This window comes from Streptomyces sp. NPDC020422 (assembly GCF_044386705.1).
In the GTDB taxonomy this organism is placed as follows: domain Bacteria; phylum Actinomycetota; class Actinomycetes; order Streptomycetales; family Streptomycetaceae; genus Streptomyces.
In genome coordinates this window covers 351,332-369,187 of the sequence record NZ_JBIRVJ010000006.1, presented here as the reverse complement: position 1 = coordinate 369,187, position 17,856 = coordinate 351,332, and the positions used below count along the sequence as shown (strand labels likewise).

At 72.3% G+C, this 17,856-nt stretch carries 16 protein-coding genes; 14 read left to right on the top strand and 2 right to left on the bottom strand.

The window, feature by feature from the left end:
- Positions 1-4 precede the first annotated feature (4 nt).
- The 11 genes from ACH414_RS18660 (at position 5) to ACH414_RS18610 (ending at position 13,114) form a co-directional block, all read left to right on the top strand.
- Entirely contained in the window at positions 5-1,132 is a 1,128-nt protein-coding gene (locus tag ACH414_RS18660) for a GNAT family N-acetyltransferase (protein WP_398942500.1), read from the top strand.
- Entirely contained in the window at positions 1,132-2,337 is a 1,206-nt protein-coding gene (locus ACH414_RS18655) for an acetyl-CoA carboxylase biotin carboxylase subunit family protein (RefSeq protein WP_398942631.1), read from the top strand. The genes ACH414_RS18660 and ACH414_RS18655 overlap by 1 nt, the downstream gene beginning before the upstream one ends.
- The gene (locus ACH414_RS18650) at positions 2,334-3,581 is read left to right on the top strand and encodes an acetyl-CoA carboxylase biotin carboxylase subunit family protein (protein ID WP_386566658.1); all 1,248 of its coding nucleotides are present in this window, start codon (positions 2,334-2,336) and stop codon (positions 3,579-3,581) included. Before ACH414_RS18655 ends, ACH414_RS18650 begins: the two co-directional genes overlap by 4 nt.
- Positions 3,582-3,870: 289 nt before the next feature.
- Positions 3,871-5,562 carry an ABC transporter ATP-binding protein gene (locus tag ACH414_RS18645; protein ID WP_382533670.1) on the top strand — a complete coding sequence of 564 codons (1,692 nt, stop codon included), beginning with the start codon at positions 3,871-3,873 and terminating at the stop codon, positions 5,560-5,562.
- Positions 5,559-7,499 (top strand): ABC transporter ATP-binding protein, encoded by a 1,941-nt coding sequence (locus ACH414_RS18640; protein WP_382533672.1) that lies wholly within the window; start codon positions 5,559-5,561, stop codon positions 7,497-7,499. Before ACH414_RS18645 ends, ACH414_RS18640 begins: the two co-directional genes overlap by 4 nt.
- Positions 7,492-7,818, top strand: a complete 327-nt coding sequence (locus ACH414_RS18635; protein ID WP_382533674.1) for a hypothetical protein — start codon at positions 7,492-7,494, stop codon at positions 7,816-7,818. The genes ACH414_RS18640 and ACH414_RS18635 overlap by 8 nt, the downstream gene beginning before the upstream one ends.
- Before the next feature lie 34 nt (positions 7,819-7,852).
- Positions 7,853-8,344 (top strand): FixH family protein, encoded by a 492-nt coding sequence (locus tag ACH414_RS18630; RefSeq protein WP_382533676.1) that lies wholly within the window; start codon positions 7,853-7,855, stop codon positions 8,342-8,344.
- A gap of 5 nt (positions 8,345-8,349) precedes the next feature.
- Positions 8,350-9,543, top strand: coding sequence for a pyridoxal phosphate-dependent aminotransferase (locus ACH414_RS18625; RefSeq protein ID WP_382533678.1), 1,194 nt, complete (start codon positions 8,350-8,352; stop codon positions 9,541-9,543).
- Positions 9,540-9,767 (top strand): heavy-metal-associated domain-containing protein, encoded by a 228-nt coding sequence (locus ACH414_RS18620; protein ID WP_382533680.1) that lies wholly within the window; start codon positions 9,540-9,542, stop codon positions 9,765-9,767. The genes ACH414_RS18625 and ACH414_RS18620 overlap by 4 nt, the downstream gene beginning before the upstream one ends.
- 123 nt (positions 9,768-9,890) lie before the next feature.
- Positions 9,891-12,182 carry a heavy metal translocating P-type ATPase gene (locus tag ACH414_RS18615; protein WP_398942497.1) on the top strand — a complete coding sequence of 764 codons (2,292 nt, stop codon included), beginning with the start codon at positions 9,891-9,893 and terminating at the stop codon, positions 12,180-12,182.
- Positions 12,179-13,114 (top strand): GNAT family N-acetyltransferase, encoded by a 936-nt coding sequence (locus ACH414_RS18610; protein ID WP_382533684.1) that lies wholly within the window; start codon positions 12,179-12,181, stop codon positions 13,112-13,114. Before ACH414_RS18615 ends, ACH414_RS18610 begins: the two co-directional genes overlap by 4 nt.
- A 69-nt stretch (positions 13,115-13,183) precedes the next feature.
- Here ACH414_RS18610 and ACH414_RS18605 read toward each other — a convergent pair whose 3' ends face one another.
- A complete protein-coding gene (locus ACH414_RS18605; RefSeq protein ID WP_398942495.1) occupies positions 13,184-13,555 on the bottom strand; it encodes an ArsR/SmtB family transcription factor in 372 nt (123 codons plus the stop codon).
- 39 nt (positions 13,556-13,594) lie between these two features.
- Positions 13,595-13,951 (bottom strand): ArsR/SmtB family transcription factor, encoded by a 357-nt coding sequence (locus tag ACH414_RS18600; RefSeq protein ID WP_386566668.1) that lies wholly within the window; start codon positions 13,949-13,951, stop codon positions 13,595-13,597.
- 111 nt (positions 13,952-14,062) lie between these two features.
- Between ACH414_RS18600 and ACH414_RS18595 the strand changes: the two genes are divergently transcribed.
- The 3 genes from ACH414_RS18595 to ACH414_RS18585 are packed head-to-tail and all read left to right on the top strand — an operon-like array spanning position 14,063 to position 17,714.
- Entirely contained in the window at positions 14,063-15,424 is a 1,362-nt protein-coding gene (locus tag ACH414_RS18595) for an FAD-dependent oxidoreductase (protein WP_382533690.1), read from the top strand.
- Between the two features lie 5 nt (positions 15,425-15,429).
- Positions 15,430-16,662 carry an MFS transporter gene (locus ACH414_RS18590; RefSeq protein ID WP_398942492.1) on the top strand — a complete coding sequence of 411 codons (1,233 nt, stop codon included), beginning with the start codon at positions 15,430-15,432 and terminating at the stop codon, positions 16,660-16,662.
- Positions 16,659-17,714, top strand: a complete 1,056-nt coding sequence (locus ACH414_RS18585; RefSeq protein ID WP_386566672.1) for an ArsO family NAD(P)H-dependent flavin-containing monooxygenase — start codon at positions 16,659-16,661, stop codon at positions 17,712-17,714. Before ACH414_RS18590 ends, ACH414_RS18585 begins: the two co-directional genes overlap by 4 nt.
- The last annotated feature ends 142 nt before the right edge of the window (positions 17,715-17,856 follow it).

Genomic DNA, 17,856 nt, shown 5'->3' with positions numbered 1-17,856 from the left:
TCGGATGACCCTCACCGAACCCGCAGCGAAGCTGTCGCGACCGCACCGGATCGACGTGCGGACCTCCATTCGGTCGGTCGACGCCGAGCAGTGGAACCGCGTCGTCGCCCGGGCCGGCGGGAGCGTCTTCCACACGTGGGAGTGGCTCGCCGCCTTCGAGGACGCCCCACCGGGCCGCTTCGAGGCCCGCCATCTGCTGGCGTACCAGGGCGACCTCCTCGTCGGGGTGTGCCCCGCGTACGTCGTGCACGACTGCCCCCGGCTGTCCTACCTGACGGACCTCGCCCAGCTCGACCTGGGCGGCCCCGTCCTCCTGGCCCACAGCCTCGCGGCCCTCGACGGCGGACCGCTCGCCGTGCCCGGCCACGAGGGGGCTCTGGTCTCGCTGATCGCCGGTCTCGCGGAGACCGCGCGCGGCGACGGCATACGGACCTGGGGCGTGGCGAACGCCCCGGCGGGTGACCTCGGCGGACTGCTGCTGCGGCACGGCTACGCCACCGCCCACATCACGACCTCGTACCGCTGCTCCACCGATGTGCCCTCGGTCGCGGACTACTGGGGCGCGGCCCCCGGCCGTCTGCGCCGCAAGCTGGAGAAGGAACGCCGGGTCTCCGGCCGGGGTTACACCGTGGCGGAGGCCCCGGCGGACGCGGACACCCTCGTACGCCTCCTGCACTCCATCCTCGAGAACCGTGGCACGCCCACGGACGTGCTGCCCGAGGCGTTCCTCCACGCCGTCAAGGCCCGCCTCGCTCCGTACGAGCGCATGGTGACCGCCGTCGACGCCGACGGGCGGACCGTGGCGGTCTTCGCCGGCTGGCAGTTCGCCCGGAAGTGGTCGATGTGGCTGGCCGGGCTCGACACCGAGCGGCTCGCGCACTTCGTGCCGTACCGGGCCATGGCCGCCCGGCTCATCGAGGGCGCCATCGCGACGGACGTCGGCTCCATCGACCTCGGCCGGTCCAACGGCGCGGAGAAGCGCAAGCTCGGCGCCCACCCCGTCCCGCTCTACCTCGCCCTCGACACCTCCGATCGCGCCGACCGGGCCGCTCTGCACGCGGCCTGCCGTCGCCTCGAAGAGCGGTGCCAGGGTGCCGACGAGCAGCTCGACATCGTCAGGCGGTGCTGCTGATGAACGCCCATCCCGCCGCCGACACACGACCCAGCGTGGCGTGCGTCTCGGGACGCCGCGTGGTCGACGTCCTCGACCGGCTCGACGTGCGGTCCGTCCTGCTCGACGACCCCACGCCGCTCGATCTCGCCTGCAGGGTCGACGTGCCCCTGGACATCGACCTCGACGACTGGGAGGCCGCCGAGGCGGCACTGCGCCGGCTCCACGCTGCCCGCCCGCTCGACGCGGTCTTCAGCGTCTACGACGCGCACCTGCCGTTGGCCAGCTACCTCGCCGCGCGGCTGGGCACCCGTGGCCTCGACCTCCAGGCCGCGCTCGCCTGCCACGACAAGATCCGCATGCGGATGGTGCTCGCCGGCGGGGGAGTGCGCGTCCCCGACCACCTGCCGGCCGTCGACCCGGCCGACGCCGCGGCCGCGGCCCGGCGCCTCGGCCTGCCCGTCGTCGTCAAGAAGGCGACCGGATCCCGAGGACGGGGCAGCATGCTCTGCCGCAGCCCCGAGGACGTGACCCGCGCCGTCGGGGTTCTCGGTCCCACCGCACTGCTCGTGGAGCGTGTGGTCGAGGGTCCCGAGTACGCCGTGCAGAGCATCACCCGCGACGGCAGGACCGAGGTCGTCGGTGTCCTCGCCCAGCACGTGGGGCCCGGTCCCCGGCAGGCCGAGACGGGGTACGACTTCCCCAGCGGGCTCAGTCCCGAGCGGGAGTCCGAGGTGGCGGCCTTCGTCACGCGCGCGCTGGCCGTGCTCGGCTTCGACCACGCCGTCTCGCACGCCCAGGTCCGGCTCACGGAAGACGGCCCCGTCCTGATCAACGTGGCCGCCCGGCCGCCCGGCGGGCAGTTGTGCGCCGCCACGGAGCGCATCAGCGGCATCGACCTGACGCGTGCCGCCGCCGAGATCGCCCTCGGCGTGCCGGTCACGCGCGGGACGCCCACGGCGACCCGGGTCCTGTACCGGTGCGTCACCTCCGACAGCCCCGGCACGGCCTGGTACGACCCCGACGGCATCGACGCGCCCGCCGTCACGCTCGACATCGAACCCGGCGACAGCGTCCGCAGCGTCGACGACCCGGACGGCGGGAGCTACGGCCGCATCGTGGTCTACGGCGACGACCCCGCGGAGCTGGAGAGCCGGTACCGCGCCATCCTCGAATCGCTCCGACTCCACGTCGAGCCCGACCACCAGCAGGTGATGCTCCCTTGACCCCTCGCATCCTCGTCCTCGGCGGCCAGCGCACGGTGCAGCAGCTGAAGGAACACACCGACTACGAGGTCGTGTTCGCCGAGGAGGACATGACGATCGAGCAGCTGATGCTGGCCGACTACCCGCTGGAGGTCGACTTCGACGACTGGGACGACGTGGTCGCCCTGGTCGCCGCGGCCCACGCCGACCAGCCCGTCGACGCCGTCGTCACCGGGGTCGAGCGGCTCGTCCCGCTGGCCGGGCGGCTGCGCGCCGAGCTGGGGCTGGACCGCGGTGTCACGGAACAGGCCGCCCGCGACTGCATCGACAAGGCGGCGACCCACCGGCTTCTCGCGGAGGCGGGCGTCCCCGTGCCGCGCAACCGGGTGGTCGCCAGTGCCGGGGAGGGAGCCGAGGCCGCCGGGGAGCTCGGCCTCCCCGTGGTCGTCAAACCCCGTGACGCCTCCAGTGCCGCCGGCCTGAAGTACTGCGAGAGCGGCGAGGAGGTGGAACGGGCGGTCGGCGACATCCTGGACGGTGGGCGGGACACGGCGCTCATCGAGGAGTACGTCACCGGCCCGGAGTTCGGTGTCTTCGCCTCCCGTGTCGGGGGGCGGACCCAGGTCGTGTGGGTCGTCGAGGGGGAGGTCGGGCCGCCTCCGACCTTCGTCAAGGTCGGAGGGTTCTTCCCGAGCCGCCTCGACGCCGAGCGGCTCGCCGAGCTCGAAGACCTCGCGGACCGCGTCCTCGCGGCCGTCGGCCTCGACGACTGGGTCGCGGCCCTCCAGTTCACCCTCACGTCGGACGGCTGGCGGGCCGGCGAGATCAATCCCCGCGTGCCCGGCGGGCAGGCGGTCGAGATGATCCGGTCGACCACGGGATACGAGCCGAGCCTGATCGCCACCGAGGCCGCCCTGGGCCGGCACGCGGAACCCGGGACCCCCAAGGCGTCCTTCGGGCTCTACCGCAGCATCGTCTTCGACGGGAGCGGGCGCATCGACTACGACGCGCAGGCCCTCGGATCGCTGAGCGGACTGGAGTCCCCGGTGGCGCCGTTCGTCGAGTTCGACGTCAAGCCCGGCGACGCCGTGCTCCCCGTCGAGCACCCGAAGGGCGGTGCGTTCGGTCGCATCGTGCTCGCCGGAGAGAGCCTGGAGCAGCTGGAGCGCGACTACGCGAAGGTCCGTGAGCAGCTCGCCATCCGGCTGGTCGACGACGCGGCGGCCGACGCCGCAGTCGAGCGTCCGCACACCAGCTGCTGCTGACGACTCCGGCTTGGTGAAGATCTGTTGACGGTCCACCAGGCACCGTGCTTCGATACTTTTGAAATCATCGAATCAAGAAACCGAGAGGAGGGACCATGGCTGACGACATGATCGGCTCGGGCTGCTGCGAGACCAGCGGCGCCGAGGACGTGGCCGAGGACGGCCAGGAGTGCGGCTGCGCCTGCGCCTGCTGCGACTGATCCCTTCGCGGGACGCTCCAGCGGACCGCACCCGGCGGGTGCGGTCCGCCGAACACCACCCACCACCACACATCAGAGGGGGCTCGACGTTGAACGACTCGCTTCGCGCGCTGCGCTTCATCTATGGCTACCCGCTGCGCTACCGCCGCGAGATGATCACCGCCACGGTGGTCATGTTCATCGGCCTCCTGGGCAACATCGCCGTGCCGCTCCTGACCCGCTACGCCATCGACATCGGCGTCCTGGGCGGGAAGTCGAGCAGCCTGCTGATCACCTCGGCCGGTGTGCTGGCCGCCGGCGTCGCGACCACGGCCCTGCTGCACTACGGCAAGCGCATGCGGTTCACCGTCGCCAGCAAGGCCGTCAACGACCTGCGCGAGGACCTGGTGCGCAAGATGATGCGCCTGGGTCCCGCCGATGTCGCCGAGGCGTCCGGCGGCCGCGCGCTCACCCGGCTCGTCTCCGACGCCGTCTCGGTCCGCGGCCTCACCAACGGCGGCCTGCTGGAGCTGGCGAACCAGCTGCTCGTCATGCTCGCCATGCTCGTCACGGCGCTCGTCATCGACCCGCGCACGACCCTGCTGGCCTGCATCCCGCTGATCTTCGTGGTCATCGGGAACTTCACCGTCCAGCTGCGCCTGCAGCGGGCGTTCATCGAGCTGAAGAGCCAGTTCACCAAGCTCCTCGCCGGTGTCGGCGAGTCGCTCGCCAACATCAACGTGGTCAAGTCGTACGGCCGCGAGGCGGACGCCTCCGACCGCCTGAACAAGGTCAACGAGGCCCACACGGCCCGCGACGGCCAGATGAAGCGCACGTACAGCCGCTGGGAAGCGATCCTGAACGTCATCGGCGGCCTGCCCACGCCGATCGCCCTGTGGGCCGGCGGCAACGCGGTCCTGGACGGCACCAGCACCGTCGGCGACCTCGTCGCCGTCGTCGCCCTGGTCATGATGTTCCAGATGAGCGTCCACATGCTCGCCATGCACGTGAACGGAGCCTTCCGCAGCGTCGTCACCGCCCAGCGCCTGCTCCGCGTCATGGACGCCCGCTCCGTGCTCGCCACCGGGGAGGGCAGCGCCGACGTCCCCGCCCTGGGCGGGATCCACGCCTCCGGCATCGACGTGGACGTCGCGGGGCGCCGGATCCTGGACAAGGCCGAGTTCCGCGTCGAGCCCGGCGAGGCCGTCCTGCTGACCGGCCCCACCGGCAGCGGCAAGTCCACCCTGCTCCATGTGCTGGCCCGGCTGCGCGACCCCGAGGCGGGCAGCGTCACGTACGACGGCGTCGACGCCCGTACCTACGAGTCCGAGGCACTGCGCCGCCGGATCGTCTGTCTGCCCCAGCGCCAGTGGATCTTCGAGGGCACCCTCGAGGACAACGTCCGCTTCGCCCGCCCCGAAGCCACCCGCGACGAGACGGCCCACGCGGTCGAGGCCGCCGGACTCTCCCACATCCCGCTGGACCGGCGCTTCGGCGCCAGCACCCTGGACCTCTCCGCGGGTGAGCGCCAGCGCATCGGCCTGGCCCGGGTGCTGCTCGTGGACCCCGACATCCTGCTGCTCGACAACCCGACGGCGAACCTGGACGCCGAGACCGAGGCCGCGCTCCTGGAGACCGTCCTGCGGATCCGCCGGGGCCGCACGCTGGTCATCGCCTCCCAGCAGCCGGCCGTGGCCGGCTACGTCGACCGCACCATCAGCCTCGCCTCCCCGGAGTCCTCCGCGGACGCCACGGCCACCCTCGCGGGCGCGACCAGCGCGGACGGAGGAAGGGAAGCATGACCACCACGTCCATTCAGGCGAACGAGGCACTCCCGGACCAGGCCGCGGCCCGACGGACGCTGCTGCGCGCCGTACGCCGCTTCCTTCCCTATCTGCGACCCCACTGGGGCTGGCTGACGGTCGCCACGTCGATGGCCGTCGTCAACACGGTCGTCACGATCGCGGTGATGTACACGGTGATGGCCGGCATCGGCCACATCGTCATCGGCGACATGGAGGCCGTCCGCTCGACGGCCCTCAACCTCGTCCTGCTGACCGTCCTCGACAACCTCATCCGCATCACCTACAACTCGGCGATGATCCGGGTGAACGAGCGCCTGACGGTCACCATCCGCAACGACCTCGTGCGGCGCCTGCACAACGTCCAGCTCTCCCGGCACGTCGCCCAGGAGAGCGGGGCGTGGGTCACCCGGGTCCTCTTCGAGGCCAATCGTTTCCGCGGCTTCCTGACCAAGACGCTGATGGAGATCACCAACAGCGTCATCTGGTTCATCGCGTTCGCCGTCTTCCTGCTCGCCCTGAGCCCCCTCGTCGCCCTGCCCACGCTCATCACGATCCCGCTGATGGTGTGGATCGCGGTGAAGTGGACGGCGCGCCTGCGACCCGACACCCGTGCGCAGCGCGAGGGCTGGGACCACGTGGTCGGCTACCTCAACCAGCGGATCGACGGACTCGCCGACATCCGCGCCTTCGGCCAGGAGGAGTCGGTCCTCGCCGACCTCCGCCGGCGCTCGGAGGAGTACAGCGAGGTCCACAACCGGCTCTCGCGCAAGCGGCTGTGGCTCACCTCGCACCTCGGCTTCAGCGTCTTCCTCGCGCTGGCCCTGCTGATCTTCTTCGGCGGTCTCCAGATCATCAACGGACACCAGCTGGGCTCCGGGTTCTTCTTCGACATGGCCTCCGGCATGATGCCGATGACCTGGATGCTCATGGGCACCGACACCATGATGGCGTCCATGGGCATGGCCTCCGGCACCGCCCTGGCGGCCGGCACCCTCGCCGCGTTCGCGCTCTTCGTCAAGCGCATGCTGAACCCCGTCCGCGACCTCGCCAACCAGATGGGCCAGGCGTCCGACATCGCCGCCTCCGCGCAGCGCATGCTCGACGTGCTCGACCTGGAGGAGGAGCAGAGCGGCTCCGGCACCCTGCCGCCGGTGGAGGGCGCGGTCGACGTCGACGACGTCACCTTCGCGTACGGCGACGGGCCGGACGTCCTCCACGGCATCAGCCTGCACGCCGAACCCGGTCAGCACATCGGCATCGTCGGCACCAGCGGTGCCGGCAAGAGCACCCTGATGCAGCTGCTGGTGCGCCTCTACACACCGACCCGCGGCACCGTCCGCATCGACGGCCACGACCTCGCCGGCATCAGCAGCGCCTCCGTCCGCTCCCAGGTGCTCCTGGTCACCCAGGAGGCGCAGCTCTTCGACGGCACCGTCACCGAGAACATCCTGTTCGGCCGGCCCGAGGCCACCGAAGAGCAGGTCGTCGAGGCGGCCAAGGCCGTCGGCGCCCACGAGGTGATCTCAGGACTGCGCGACGGCTACAGGACCAGGGTCGGAGAGCGCGGTTCACGCCTGTCCGTCGGCGAGCGCCAGCTCATCGCCCTCGCGCGGGCCATGCTCGTCGACCCGCGCGTCATCGTCCTCGACGAGGCCATCTCCAGCGTCGACCCGGAGCGACAGCGCCTGGTCTTCGGCGCGATCCGTCGCCTCCTCGAAGGCCGTACCGCGATCGTCGTCGCCCACTGGCTGACCCTCATCGAGGACCTCGACCAGGTCTTCGTCCTGGAGGACGGCCGCATCGTCGAATCCGGCCTCCCCGTCGAACTGCTCACCGCGGGCGGCCGGCTCACCGAGCTCTGCCAGGCCCATGAGGGCCGCACCCGCAACAACACCACCGGCAACGCCCAAGGAAAGGACACCACCCATGTCTGACACCAAGCTCGGAAGCATGTTCTGGGACGCGGCCCAGGGAAGCGCCGCCCCGACGGTCGAGGCGCCGAAGGCGTCGTCGTGCTGCGGCCCCAAGCCGACCGCCGAGGCCACCGCGCCCGCCGCGCCGGAGAAGGCCGAGCAGCCCGCCGCGCCGAAGAAGTCGTCCTGCTGCGGTCCGAAGCCGGCTGACGCCGCCGAGGCCCCCAAGAAGGCCTCGTGCTGCGGCCCCAAGCCGGCGGCCGACACCGCCGAGCCCGCCGGGGCCGAGCCCGCCGAGGCCGCGGCCGCCGCGCCGAAGAAGTCGTCCTGCTGCGGCTGACCCCTCCCCGCCCGCCCGTCCATAAGGAGTGCAGATGACCCGGCGCACGGCCACCAACCGGCCCGCCGTACGCGGCACGAAGGCAGTGCGCCTGGCCGCCGTGACGAGTGCGGCCCTGGCCGCGGTCCTCGTCACCGGATGCAGTACCCCCGCCGCGTCGGCCGGCGGCGGCTCGGGCGGCGGCACCGCCCTCGACGCGAGCTGCCGCGGCACGAAGACCGAGGCGGGGCTGGAGATCGCCTTCGCGGTCGCGCCCTGCCCCGCCAAGGGCGGCGGCGCGGCCGGCACGGCGACCATCACCGTCAAGGACGCGGCGGGCAAGCCCGTGCAGGGGGCGAAGGTCGAGATCAACCCCGAGATGCCCAACATGAAGATGAAGGGCGGCAACCAGTCCGCCGAAGCCAAGGGCGACGGCTACGAGGCCAAGCTCGTCCTGGGCATGCCCGGCGACTGGCTGGTCTCCGTGGTCGTCACCCCGGCGTCCGGCAAGGCGACCACCGCCGCGTTCGACGTGAAGGCGGAGTAGCCGCCGTGCTCAGTACCCGCGCGCGGAACCTGCCCGCCTCCAGCACCGCCGCCCTGGACGCACACGTCAAAGCCCTGCTTGCGGACGGCGCCGACATCATCAACCTCACCGGCGGCGAGCTCGACTTCCCCACCCCCGAGCAGGCGGCCGACGGGGCACGACAGGCGATCGCCGACGGCCGCACCCGCTATACCCCCGTCGCCGGTATCGGACCCCTGCGGGACGCGATCGCCCGGCGGCTCGCCACCCACTGGGGCTGCTCCTACGAAGCGCACCAGATCGTCACCACGAACGGCGCCAAGCAGGCACTCGCCCAGATCTTCACCGTGCTCTGCGAGCCCGGCGACGAGGTGATCCTGCCGGCCCCCCACTGGGTGAGCTTCCCGCACATGATCGCTCTCGCCGGGGCCGTCCCGGTCGTCGTCGACACGGCCGGCACCGGCTTCAAGCTCACCCCCGAGGCGTTGAGGCGAGCTATCACCCCGAAGACCAGGGTCGTCCTCCTCAACAGCCCCTCGAACCCCACCGGCGTCGTCTACGACCGCGCGGAACTCCAGGCGTTGACGGCCGTCGCCGTCGAGCACGACCTCGTCATCGTCAGCGACGAGATCTACGGAGACCTCGTCCACGAGGGAGCCGCCTTCACCAGCGTGGCCTCCCTCGGCCCGGAGGTCGCGGAGCGGACGGTCACCATCGGCGGCTTCTCCAAGACCTACGCGATGACCGGCTGGCGCATCGGCTACGCCGCCGCGCCTGCGCCCGTCGCGGCGGCCCTCACGGCCGTCCAGGGACACACCAGTTCCGCCCCGTCCTCCATCTCCCAGTACGCCGCGCTCGCCGCCCTGACCGGCGACACCGACACGGAGCTCGCCCGGCGCGCGGCCGAGCTCGGCGTCCGGCGGACGCTGATGAGGGACGGCCTCGCCGAACTGCCGCCCCTGAGGCTCACGGCAAAACCCCAGGGCGGCTTCTTCGCCTTCGTCGACGTCCGGGGCCTGTACACCCGGCCCGACGACGACGCGGGCACCGTCGCCCGCGACCTCCTGGAACACGCGGGCGTCGCGGTCATGCCCGGCCGCGACTTCGCCGCGCCCGATCATGTGCGCCTCTCGTACGCGGTCAGCGCCGGCGACATCGCTCAGGCACTGCACCGCATCGGGACCTACCTGAAGACCACCAACGAACGGAGCACCTCATGAGCGACACCGCCACCACCGTCTTCGACGTCCGCGGCATGACCTGCGGCGGCTGCGCCAAGCGCATCCGCACCGCCATCGAGACGGACCTCGGCGAGGGCGCCGAGGTGGTCGTGGACCACAAGGCGGGCCGGGTCACCGTCACCGCGCCCGGGGGCGTCGACGCCGGGTCCGTCCAGGCGGCCGTCGAGCGCACCGGATACGAGTTCGCCGGAACGGCCGCGTGAACCCGCCCGCCAAGCTCGCCCTCTTCGCCGTCGGCCTCGTCGCCTGCTTCGGCATCTCGTACCTGCTCGGCAGCGCCCTGCCGCCCCTGTAACCCCAGCCCCCGTCCTAAGGAGAACGCAGTCATGGCAGGCACTGCCACGACGGCACCGGCCGTGGTCACGCTCGACATCGGCGGCATGACCTGCGGTGCCTGCTCGGCTCGAATAGAGAAGAAGCTCAACCGGCTCGAGGGCGTGACCGCCGAGGTCAACTTCGCCCTCGAACGCGCCCACGTCAGCTTCGACGAGCGGCACTCGGTCGACGACCTCATCGACACGGTCGTGAAGATGGGCTACACCGCCGAGCTGCCGCCACCCCCCGAGGCGGCGGCCGCGGCGGGCACGGTCGAGACGGCCGCGGAGGCCGCCGACCGCGAACTGGCCGCCATGCGCCGGCGCATCCTCATCTGCCTCGCGCTCACCGTGCCGGTCATCGCGATGGCCATGGTGACGCCGCTCCAGTTCGACCACTGGCAGTGGCTCTCGCTCACCCTCGCCGCACCGGTCGCCGTCTGGGGCGCCTGGCCGTTCCACACGGCCGCCTGGAAGAACCTCAAGCAGGCCGGCGGCACGATGGACACGCTGGTGTCCGTCGGCGTCCTCGCCTCCTTCGGCTGGTCGCTGTACGCCCTGTTCTTCGGCTACGCCGGCATCACCGGCATGCAGATGCCGTTCCTGATGACCCCCACCCCGGGCCAGGGGCTGCACCACATCTACCTGGAGGTCGCCACCTCCCTGACCCTCTTCGTCCTGGTCGGTCGCTACGCGGAACACCGCGCCAAGCGCCGGGCGGGCAACGCGGTCCGTGCGCTGCTCGAACTCGGGGCCAAGGACGTCACGGCCGTGCGCGCGGGCCAGGAGGTGACCATTCCGATCGGCGAACTCCGGGTCGGCGACCGCTTCGTGGTCCGCCCCGGCGAGAAGATCGCCACCGACGGCGTGGTCGTGGAAGGCACGTCCGCGGTCGACGGGTCGATGCTGACGGGAGAGAGCGTCCCGCAGGAGGTGACGGTCGGCGACAGCGTCGTCGGCGCCACGGTGAACACCAGCGGCCGTCTCACGGTGCGCGCCGAGCGCGTCGGTGCGGACACGCAGCTCGCCCACATCAGCCGGCTCGTCTCCGACGCCCAGGCGGGCAAGGCCCCCGTGCAGCGGCTGGCCGACCGGATCGCCGCCGTCTTCGTCCCCGTGGTCGTCGCCATCGCCTTCTGCGTCGGCGGCTTCTGGATCGGCAACGGAGGGGACTCGGCCGTCGCGCTCACCGCGGCGGTTTCCGTCCTCGTCGTCGCCTGCCCGTGCTCCCTCGGGCTCGCCACCCCGACCGCCCTCCTCGTGGGCACCGGGCGGGGCGCCCAGCTCGGCATCGTGATCCGCGGACCCCAGGTCCTGGAGTCCACCCGCCGCATCGACACCGTCCTCCTCGACAAGACCGGCACGGTCACCACCGGAAAGATGCGACTCGTCGAGACCGTCTGCGCGGAGGGCACCACCCGGGACGAACTGCTCACCCTCGCCGGTGCGTTGGAGCACTCCTCCGAGCACCCCATCGCCACCGCCGTCACCACCGCGGCCAGGGAGCTGACCCCGGACCTGCCCGCGGTCGCCGACTTCCGGGCCAGCGCCGGCTTCGGCGTGGTGGGCACGGTCGACGGCCGCGAGATCACCGTCGGCCGACCGGGCTGGGTCGGCGAGCGGATGAGCACGCCGGAGAGCCTCCGCAGCCGCCTGGGCGAGATCGAGGGCAGCGGCCACACTCCGGTGGCCGTCGGCTGGGACGGGCGCCTGCGCGGACTCCTCCTCGTCGCCGACGAGGCCAAGCCCACCAGCCGCCGGGCCGTCGACGAGATGCGCGGCCTCGGCCTCACGCCCATCCTGCTGACCGGAGACAGCAAGGGCGCGGCCCGCCGCATCGCCGACGAGATGGGCATCACCGAAGTCGAGGCGGAGGTCCTGCCCCAGGACAAGGCGGCCGTGGTGCGCCGCCTGCAGGACCAGGGACGGAACGTGGCCATGGTCGGCGACGGCATCAACGACGCCGCCGCGCTGGCCCAGGCCGACCTCGGCATCGCCATCGGCGGCGGCACCGACGCCGCCATCGAGGCCAGCGACATCACCCTCGTACGGGGAGACCTGCGCGACGCCGCCGACGCCGTCCGTCTTTCCCGGCGCACCCTCGGGACGATCAAGGGCAACCTGTTCTGGGCGTTCGTCTACAACCTCGCCGGCATCCCCCTCGCGGCCTCGGGGGTGCTCAACCCGATGATCGCGGGTGCGGCCATGGCCCTCTCCAGCATCTTCGTCGTGACCAACAGCCTGAGGCTGCGCCGGTTCAAGCGCTCGTCCGGCGACGAGGACATCCTGGCGGCGGTCGCGTGATCGTCGACTCCATGGGGCTGCCCATGGCACTCGTCGACCTCGACCAGGCCCTCAGCGGCGCATGGCGGGCGTTCGAGCACGAGGCCGACGTCGTCAGGGTCCAGGACCCGCCCGCGGCCGCCTGGCCGGCGCTGCGGGCGGCGGGGTTCCTGCCCAAGCCGCAGGTCGTCATGTGGCGGGCGGAGCCCCTGGACTCGGAGGAGAAGTACCTCGCCACCCTGTCGGGGAAGGACCGCTACGACGTGCGGGCGGCCTACCGCAGGGCGCGGGAGGCCGGCCTGCGGGTGGCGACGGAGCCGCTGACGGTGCCACTGCTCGACGAGTTCCTGGCGCTGTACGAGCGCCAGGTCGCCCTCATGCGGCACGGCTGGGCCGTCGCGGTCCAGCAGCGCGGTGGCATCCTCGCCGAGGCGGAGACGTACCGCGTCGTCACGGTCCGCTCCGGGGACGCCCTCGTGGGAGCCTGCCTGAACCAGGACCTGCCGGCGATGGACGAGATGCGGGCACGGTTCTCGGCCGTGTCGGCGGACCAGCGCGGTGACAGTCTCTCCCGGGTCCTGTACGGCGAGACGCTGCGCGAGGCACGGCTGCGGGGCAGGCGGTGGGCCACCCTGGGGCGGGACATCAACCTGTACGGGCACGTGGGCAACGCCGGGCTCTTCGGCTTCAAGTCGCGGCTCGGCTTCACCGCCGTCCCGGGCCAGGCGGTCGAACCGGGCAGCGGCTCCCACCAGGCGGACCGGGTGGTCCGCCTCACCGCCCTTTCGGACCCGACGCTGCTGCTCTCCTACGCGCCGGAGTCGGGGGAGGCGGCCGCCGTGGCCGCCCCGCTGTGGCTGAACGTCTACACCTCCGCCGAGGAGCCGGACGTACGCCCCTTCCGCGGGGTGGGTCTCGCCGGCACGACCGTGCACGGCATCCGCCCCACCTGAGACCGCGGGCGGGCGTCGCGGCCATCCCCCCGTACGCGATGCCCGCCCGCTTCTTCACCGCGGACGCGGTCAGGCGCGCTCGGGCATGGCCAGGAGGGACGCCAGGGCGGCGAAGACGTCCGGGTCCACGCGGTAGTACACCCAGGTGCGCCGGCGCTGGGAGGTCAGCAGTCCTGCCTCGCGCAGCTTCTTCAGATGGTGGGAGACCGTCGGCTGGGAGACGCCCACGTCCGCGATGTCGCAGACGCACGCCTCGCCGGCGGGGTGGGAGGCCACCCGCGACAGCAGTCTCAGCCGGACCGGGTCGGACAGCGCCTTGAAGAGGTTGGCCAGGCGCTCGGCGTCCAGCGTCGAGAGCTCCGCCGAGATGAGCGGAGGGCAGCAGGGGACGCTTCCCCGTGCGGGAAGGGCGATCTCGGGAACCGTACTCAGGTTCGACATTCTTCTATTTTTGCATGTGTCTAATCAATGTCGCAATGCTCAACCGCCCAGCGCCAGAAGGGCGGACATGGTGGCGACGGGCTGTGGCGCGACCCTGTAGTAGATCCATGTGCCGCGCCGTTCCGAGGTCAGGAGGCCGGCCTCGCGCAGCTTCTTCAGATGGTGGGAGACGGTCGGCTGCGAGACGCCCACGTCGGAGATGTCGCACACGCACGCCTCTCCGGCCGGGTGCGAGGCGACGCGGGAGAAGAGGCGGAGCCGGACGGGGTCGGCGAGCGCCTTGAACAGGGTCGCCGCGTACTCGGCATCGTCCTCGGACAGGGCGCCGGAGTCGAGCGGCTCGCAACAACCCTCCGGCGTCGCCTCGATGGTGATCGCGGGACGTTTATTCGACATCCTTCTATGTTGACACTCGTCGAAGTGTGCGGCAAGCTGGCCTCAGATTAGATACACGTCTAATCAGCAGAGCGCGGGTTCTCCCCGCCGACAGCGAAGGACAGAGCCCCGATGACCACCAACGATGCCGCTGAACTCCCCGTCGTCGTCATCGGCGGCGGCCCGATCGGTCTCGCCGCCGCGGCCCATCTCGCGGACCGCGGCCTGAACCCGCTCGTGCTCGAAGCCGGGGACACCGCCGGAGCCGCCGTCCGCGAATGGGCCCACGTGCGCCTGTTCTCCACCTGGGACGAGGTCATCGACCCGGCCGCCGAGAAGCTCCTGTCCGCGAACGGCTGGCAGCGGCCCGACGGCGCCGCCTACCCCACCGGCGGCGACTGGGCTGCGTCGTACCTCCAGCCCCTCGCCGACGCGCTCGGCGACCGCGTCCGCCTGAACACGACCGTCACCGGCGTCTCCCGCGCCGGCCGCGACCGCGTCGTGGACGCCGACCGCGACGAGCAGCCGTTCCACGTCCACGCGCTCGCCGCCGACGGGACCGAACTCCGGCTGCTCGCCCGCGCCGTCGTCGACGCCTCCGGCACCTGGGCCAAGCCCGGCCCCGCCGGCGGCAACGGCCTGCCCGCCGTCGGCGAGCGCGCCCACGCGAAGCACATCGCCTACCGCGTGCCCGACCTCCGCGACCCCGAGGTCCGCGCCCGCCACGCCGGCAAGCGCACCGCGGTCGTGGGCAGCGGCGCTTCCGCCTTCACCGCGCTCGTCGCCCTCGCCGAACTCGCCGCGTCCGCGCCGGGCACACGCGCCCTGTGGGTCCTGCGCCGTGGCGTCACCTCCGCCACGTACGGGGGCGGCTCGGCCGACCAGCTCCCCGCCCGCGGCGCCCTCGGTCTCGCGGCCAAGGCCGCGGTCGACGCCGGCCACGCCGACGCCGTCACCGGCTTCCGCATCGCCGAGATCGAGCCGAACCCCGACGGCACGCTCACGCTCGTCGCGGAGGACGGCACCCGCACCGAGCCCGTCGACGAGATCATCGCCCTCACCGGCTTCCGCCCCGACCTCTCCTTCCTCGACGAGCTGCGCCTCGACCTCGACGCCCGACTCCAGGCCCCCGTCGACCTCGCGCCCCTGATCGACCCCAACGTCCACTCCTGCGGCACGGTCTACCCCCACGGCGCCAAGGAGCTCTCGCACACCGAGAAGGACGTCTACCTCGTCGGCATGAAGTCCTACGGCCGCGCGCCGACCTTCCTCGCCATGACCGGCTACGAGCAGGTCCGTTCGATCGCGGCCGCCCTCGCGGGCGACCACGAGGCCGCCGAGCGCGTCGAGCTGACGCTCCCGGAGACCGGCGTGTGCGGCGGATCCGGCCTCTTCGACGCCCCGGCCGAGGAGGAGGGCGGCAGTTGCTGCGGCGCCCCCGAGACCCTGCAGATCGAGACCATCCCGCTGTCCGGCCGCCCCGTCGGCAGCTGACCCCGATGCCACCGGTCGCAGCCGCCCGGCCGCTCGCCCCGACCCAGGGGCGACCGCGCCGGGCGCTGTGGGCCCTGTGCCTCACCCAGATCACGAGCTGGGGCATCCTCTACTACGCCTTCCCGGTCCTGAGCGCCCAGATCACGGCCACGACCGGCTGGTCGCCCCGTGCGACCACCGGTGCCTTCTCGCTGGCGCTCGTCGGCTCGGCGCTCTCCGGCATCATCGTGGGCAGGGTCATCGACAGCAGAGGCCCCAGGGCGGTCATGACGGCGGGATCGGTCCTGGGCGCAGTGAGCCTGACGGTCATCGCCACCGCACCCGACCTGACCGTCTTCTTCACGGGCTGGGCCTTGGCGGGACCGGCCATGGCCGCGACGTTCTACCAGCCGGCCTTCGCCGCCCTGACCCGCTGGTGGGCGCCCGACCACGTCCGCGCCCTCACCGTCGTCACTCTCGCGGGAGGCCTCGCCTCCACCGCCTTCGCCCCGCTCACCGCGACCCTCGCCGACCGCCTGGGCTGGCGGGGCACGTACCTCGCCCTCGCCGTGGTGCTCGCGGCCGTCACGATCCCCGCACACGCGACCGCCCTGAACGCTCCCTGGCCCGCGGTGACGCCCACCGTCGAGGCCCACGGTGAGGCGTCGGACGTGGCGCGGAGCCGGCCCTTCGCCATGCTCGTCACCGCACTGACGCTCTCGGCCTTCGCGACGTACGCGGTCGTCGTAGCCCTCGTACCCCTGATGGTCGAGCGGGGCTTCTCCCTCACGGCCGCGGCCCTGGCCCTCGGCCTCGGCGGGGCGGGCCAGACCCTGGGCCGCCTCTTCTACGCGCTGCTCGCCCGCCGCACCGGGCCCCGCCTGCGCCTGGCCGTCCTCATAGCGGGCGGCGGCCTCACGACAGCCGCGCTGGCAGCGGTTCCCGGTCCCTACCCCTTGGTCGTCGCTCTCTCCATGACGACAGGCATGATCCGGGGGAACCTCACCCTCGCCCAGGCAACCGCCGTCACGGAGCGCTGGGGAGCGGCGCACTACGGGAGGCTGTCCGGGCTCCTCGGAGCGCTTCCGACCGCGGCCGGCGCCCTCGCGCCCTTCGCGAGCACGGCCCTCGCCGGCTGGCTGGGCGGATACCCTCACCTGTTCGCACTGCTTGCGGCGGTCGCTGCCGTCGCCGCCCTCGCCGCCACCCGTACGCAACCGAACTCGAAGCAATCGGAAGAAGGGAAGTCCCCGACATGAGCCGGACGTTCGACGTTGTGGTGATCGGCGGAGGTCAGGCCGGTCTCGCCGCCGGCTACCACCTGCGCCGAGCCGGCCTCGACTTCGTCGTCCTCGACGCGGGCACGGCTCCGGGCGGCGCCTGGCGGCACGCCTGGGACTCCCTCCACCTGTTCTCCCCGGCGGCGTACTCCTCCCTCCCGGGCCGCCTCATGCCGCCCCAGCCGGGGGAGCAGTTCCCCGAGGCCGGCCATGTCGTGGAGTACCTCACCGACTACGAGCAGCGGTACGACCTGCCCGTAGTCCGCCCGGTCCGAGTCCGAGGAGTCCACGACGAAGGTGAACTCCTCCGCACGGAAACCGACTCCGGCACCTGGCACGCCCGCGCGGTCATCAGTGCCACCGGCACCTGGTCGCGCCCCTTCGTACCGACGATCCCCGGCCGCCAGGACTTCCGCGGCCGCCAACTCCACACCGTCGAATACGACAACGCGGCGACGTTCGCGGGCCGACGGGTCATCGTGGTCGGAGGCGGCAACTCCGGCGCCCAGATCGCCGCCGACCTCGCGCACGACACCCAGCTCACCTGGGCCACCCTGCGCGAACCCCGCTACCTCCCCGACGACATCGACGGCCGTGCCCTCTTCGACGCCGCGACCGCCCGCCGCCGCGCCCTCGACGAGGGCCGCCCCGACGCCGGCGGCATCTCCGCCCTCGGCGACATCGTCGCCGTCCCACCCGTCCGCGAGGCCCGCGACGCCGGCCTCCTCAAGGCCACCCCGATGTTCGACCACCTCACGCCGACCGGCGTGGCATGGGCGGACGGCATGACCGCGGAGGCGGACGCCATCATCTGGTGCACAGGCTTCCGCCCGGCCCTCACCCACCTCGCCCCCCTAGCGCTGCGCACCTCCGACGGCCGCATCCCCACCCAAGGCACCCGTTCCCTCACCGACCCCCGCGTCCACCTCCTGGGATACGGCGACTGGACGGGCCCGGCCTCGGCCACGCTGGTGGGGGTGGGGCGCACGGCGCGGGAAGCGGTCCGGGCGATCGCCGACATGCTGCGATAAGGCTTAGCGGTCCTCTGTTCTGCATCTCGCAGACGGCACGGCCTCCGTCAGGTGGCGAGAGAGGGGCCCTGAACGTCCCGGAGTTCCGAGGATCAGCTCGGCAGACGAAAGGCGGGCGGCCGTCGCCGTGTGGAGCGAATTG

What these genes read in the sequence shown, in the direction of transcription:
- ACH414_RS18590 (WP_398942492.1), top strand. Translation starts at nt 15,430, where the DNA reads ATGCCACCGGTCGCAGCCGCCCGGCCGCTCGCCCCGACCCAGGGGCGA.
- ACH414_RS18620 (WP_382533680.1), top strand. Translation starts at nt 9,540, where the DNA reads ATGAGCGACACCGCCACCACCGTCTTCGACGTCCGCGGCATGACCTGC.
- ACH414_RS18635 (WP_382533674.1), top strand. Translation starts at nt 7,492, where the DNA reads ATGTCTGACACCAAGCTCGGAAGCATGTTCTGGGACGCGGCCCAGGGA.
- ACH414_RS18600 (WP_386566668.1), bottom strand. Translation starts at nt 13,951, where the DNA reads ATGTCGAATAAACGTCCCGCGATCACCATCGAGGCGACGCCGGAGGGT.
- ACH414_RS18660 (WP_398942500.1), top strand. Translation starts at nt 5, where the DNA reads ATGACCCTCACCGAACCCGCAGCGAAGCTGTCGCGACCGCACCGGATC.
- ACH414_RS18640 (WP_382533672.1), top strand. Translation starts at nt 5,559, where the DNA reads ATGACCACCACGTCCATTCAGGCGAACGAGGCACTCCCGGACCAGGCC.
- ACH414_RS18655 (WP_398942631.1), top strand. Translation starts at nt 1,132, where the DNA reads ATGAACGCCCATCCCGCCGCCGACACACGACCCAGCGTGGCGTGCGTC.
- ACH414_RS18615 (WP_398942497.1), top strand. Translation starts at nt 9,891, where the DNA reads ATGGCAGGCACTGCCACGACGGCACCGGCCGTGGTCACGCTCGACATC.
- ACH414_RS18585 (WP_386566672.1), top strand. Translation starts at nt 16,659, where the DNA reads ATGAGCCGGACGTTCGACGTTGTGGTGATCGGCGGAGGTCAGGCCGGT.
- ACH414_RS18595 (WP_382533690.1), top strand. Translation starts at nt 14,063, where the DNA reads ATGACCACCAACGATGCCGCTGAACTCCCCGTCGTCGTCATCGGCGGC.
- ACH414_RS18605 (WP_398942495.1), bottom strand. Translation starts at nt 13,555, where the DNA reads ATGTCGAACCTGAGTACGGTTCCCGAGATCGCCCTTCCCGCACGGGGA.
- ACH414_RS18630 (WP_382533676.1), top strand. Translation starts at nt 7,853, where the DNA reads ATGACCCGGCGCACGGCCACCAACCGGCCCGCCGTACGCGGCACGAAG.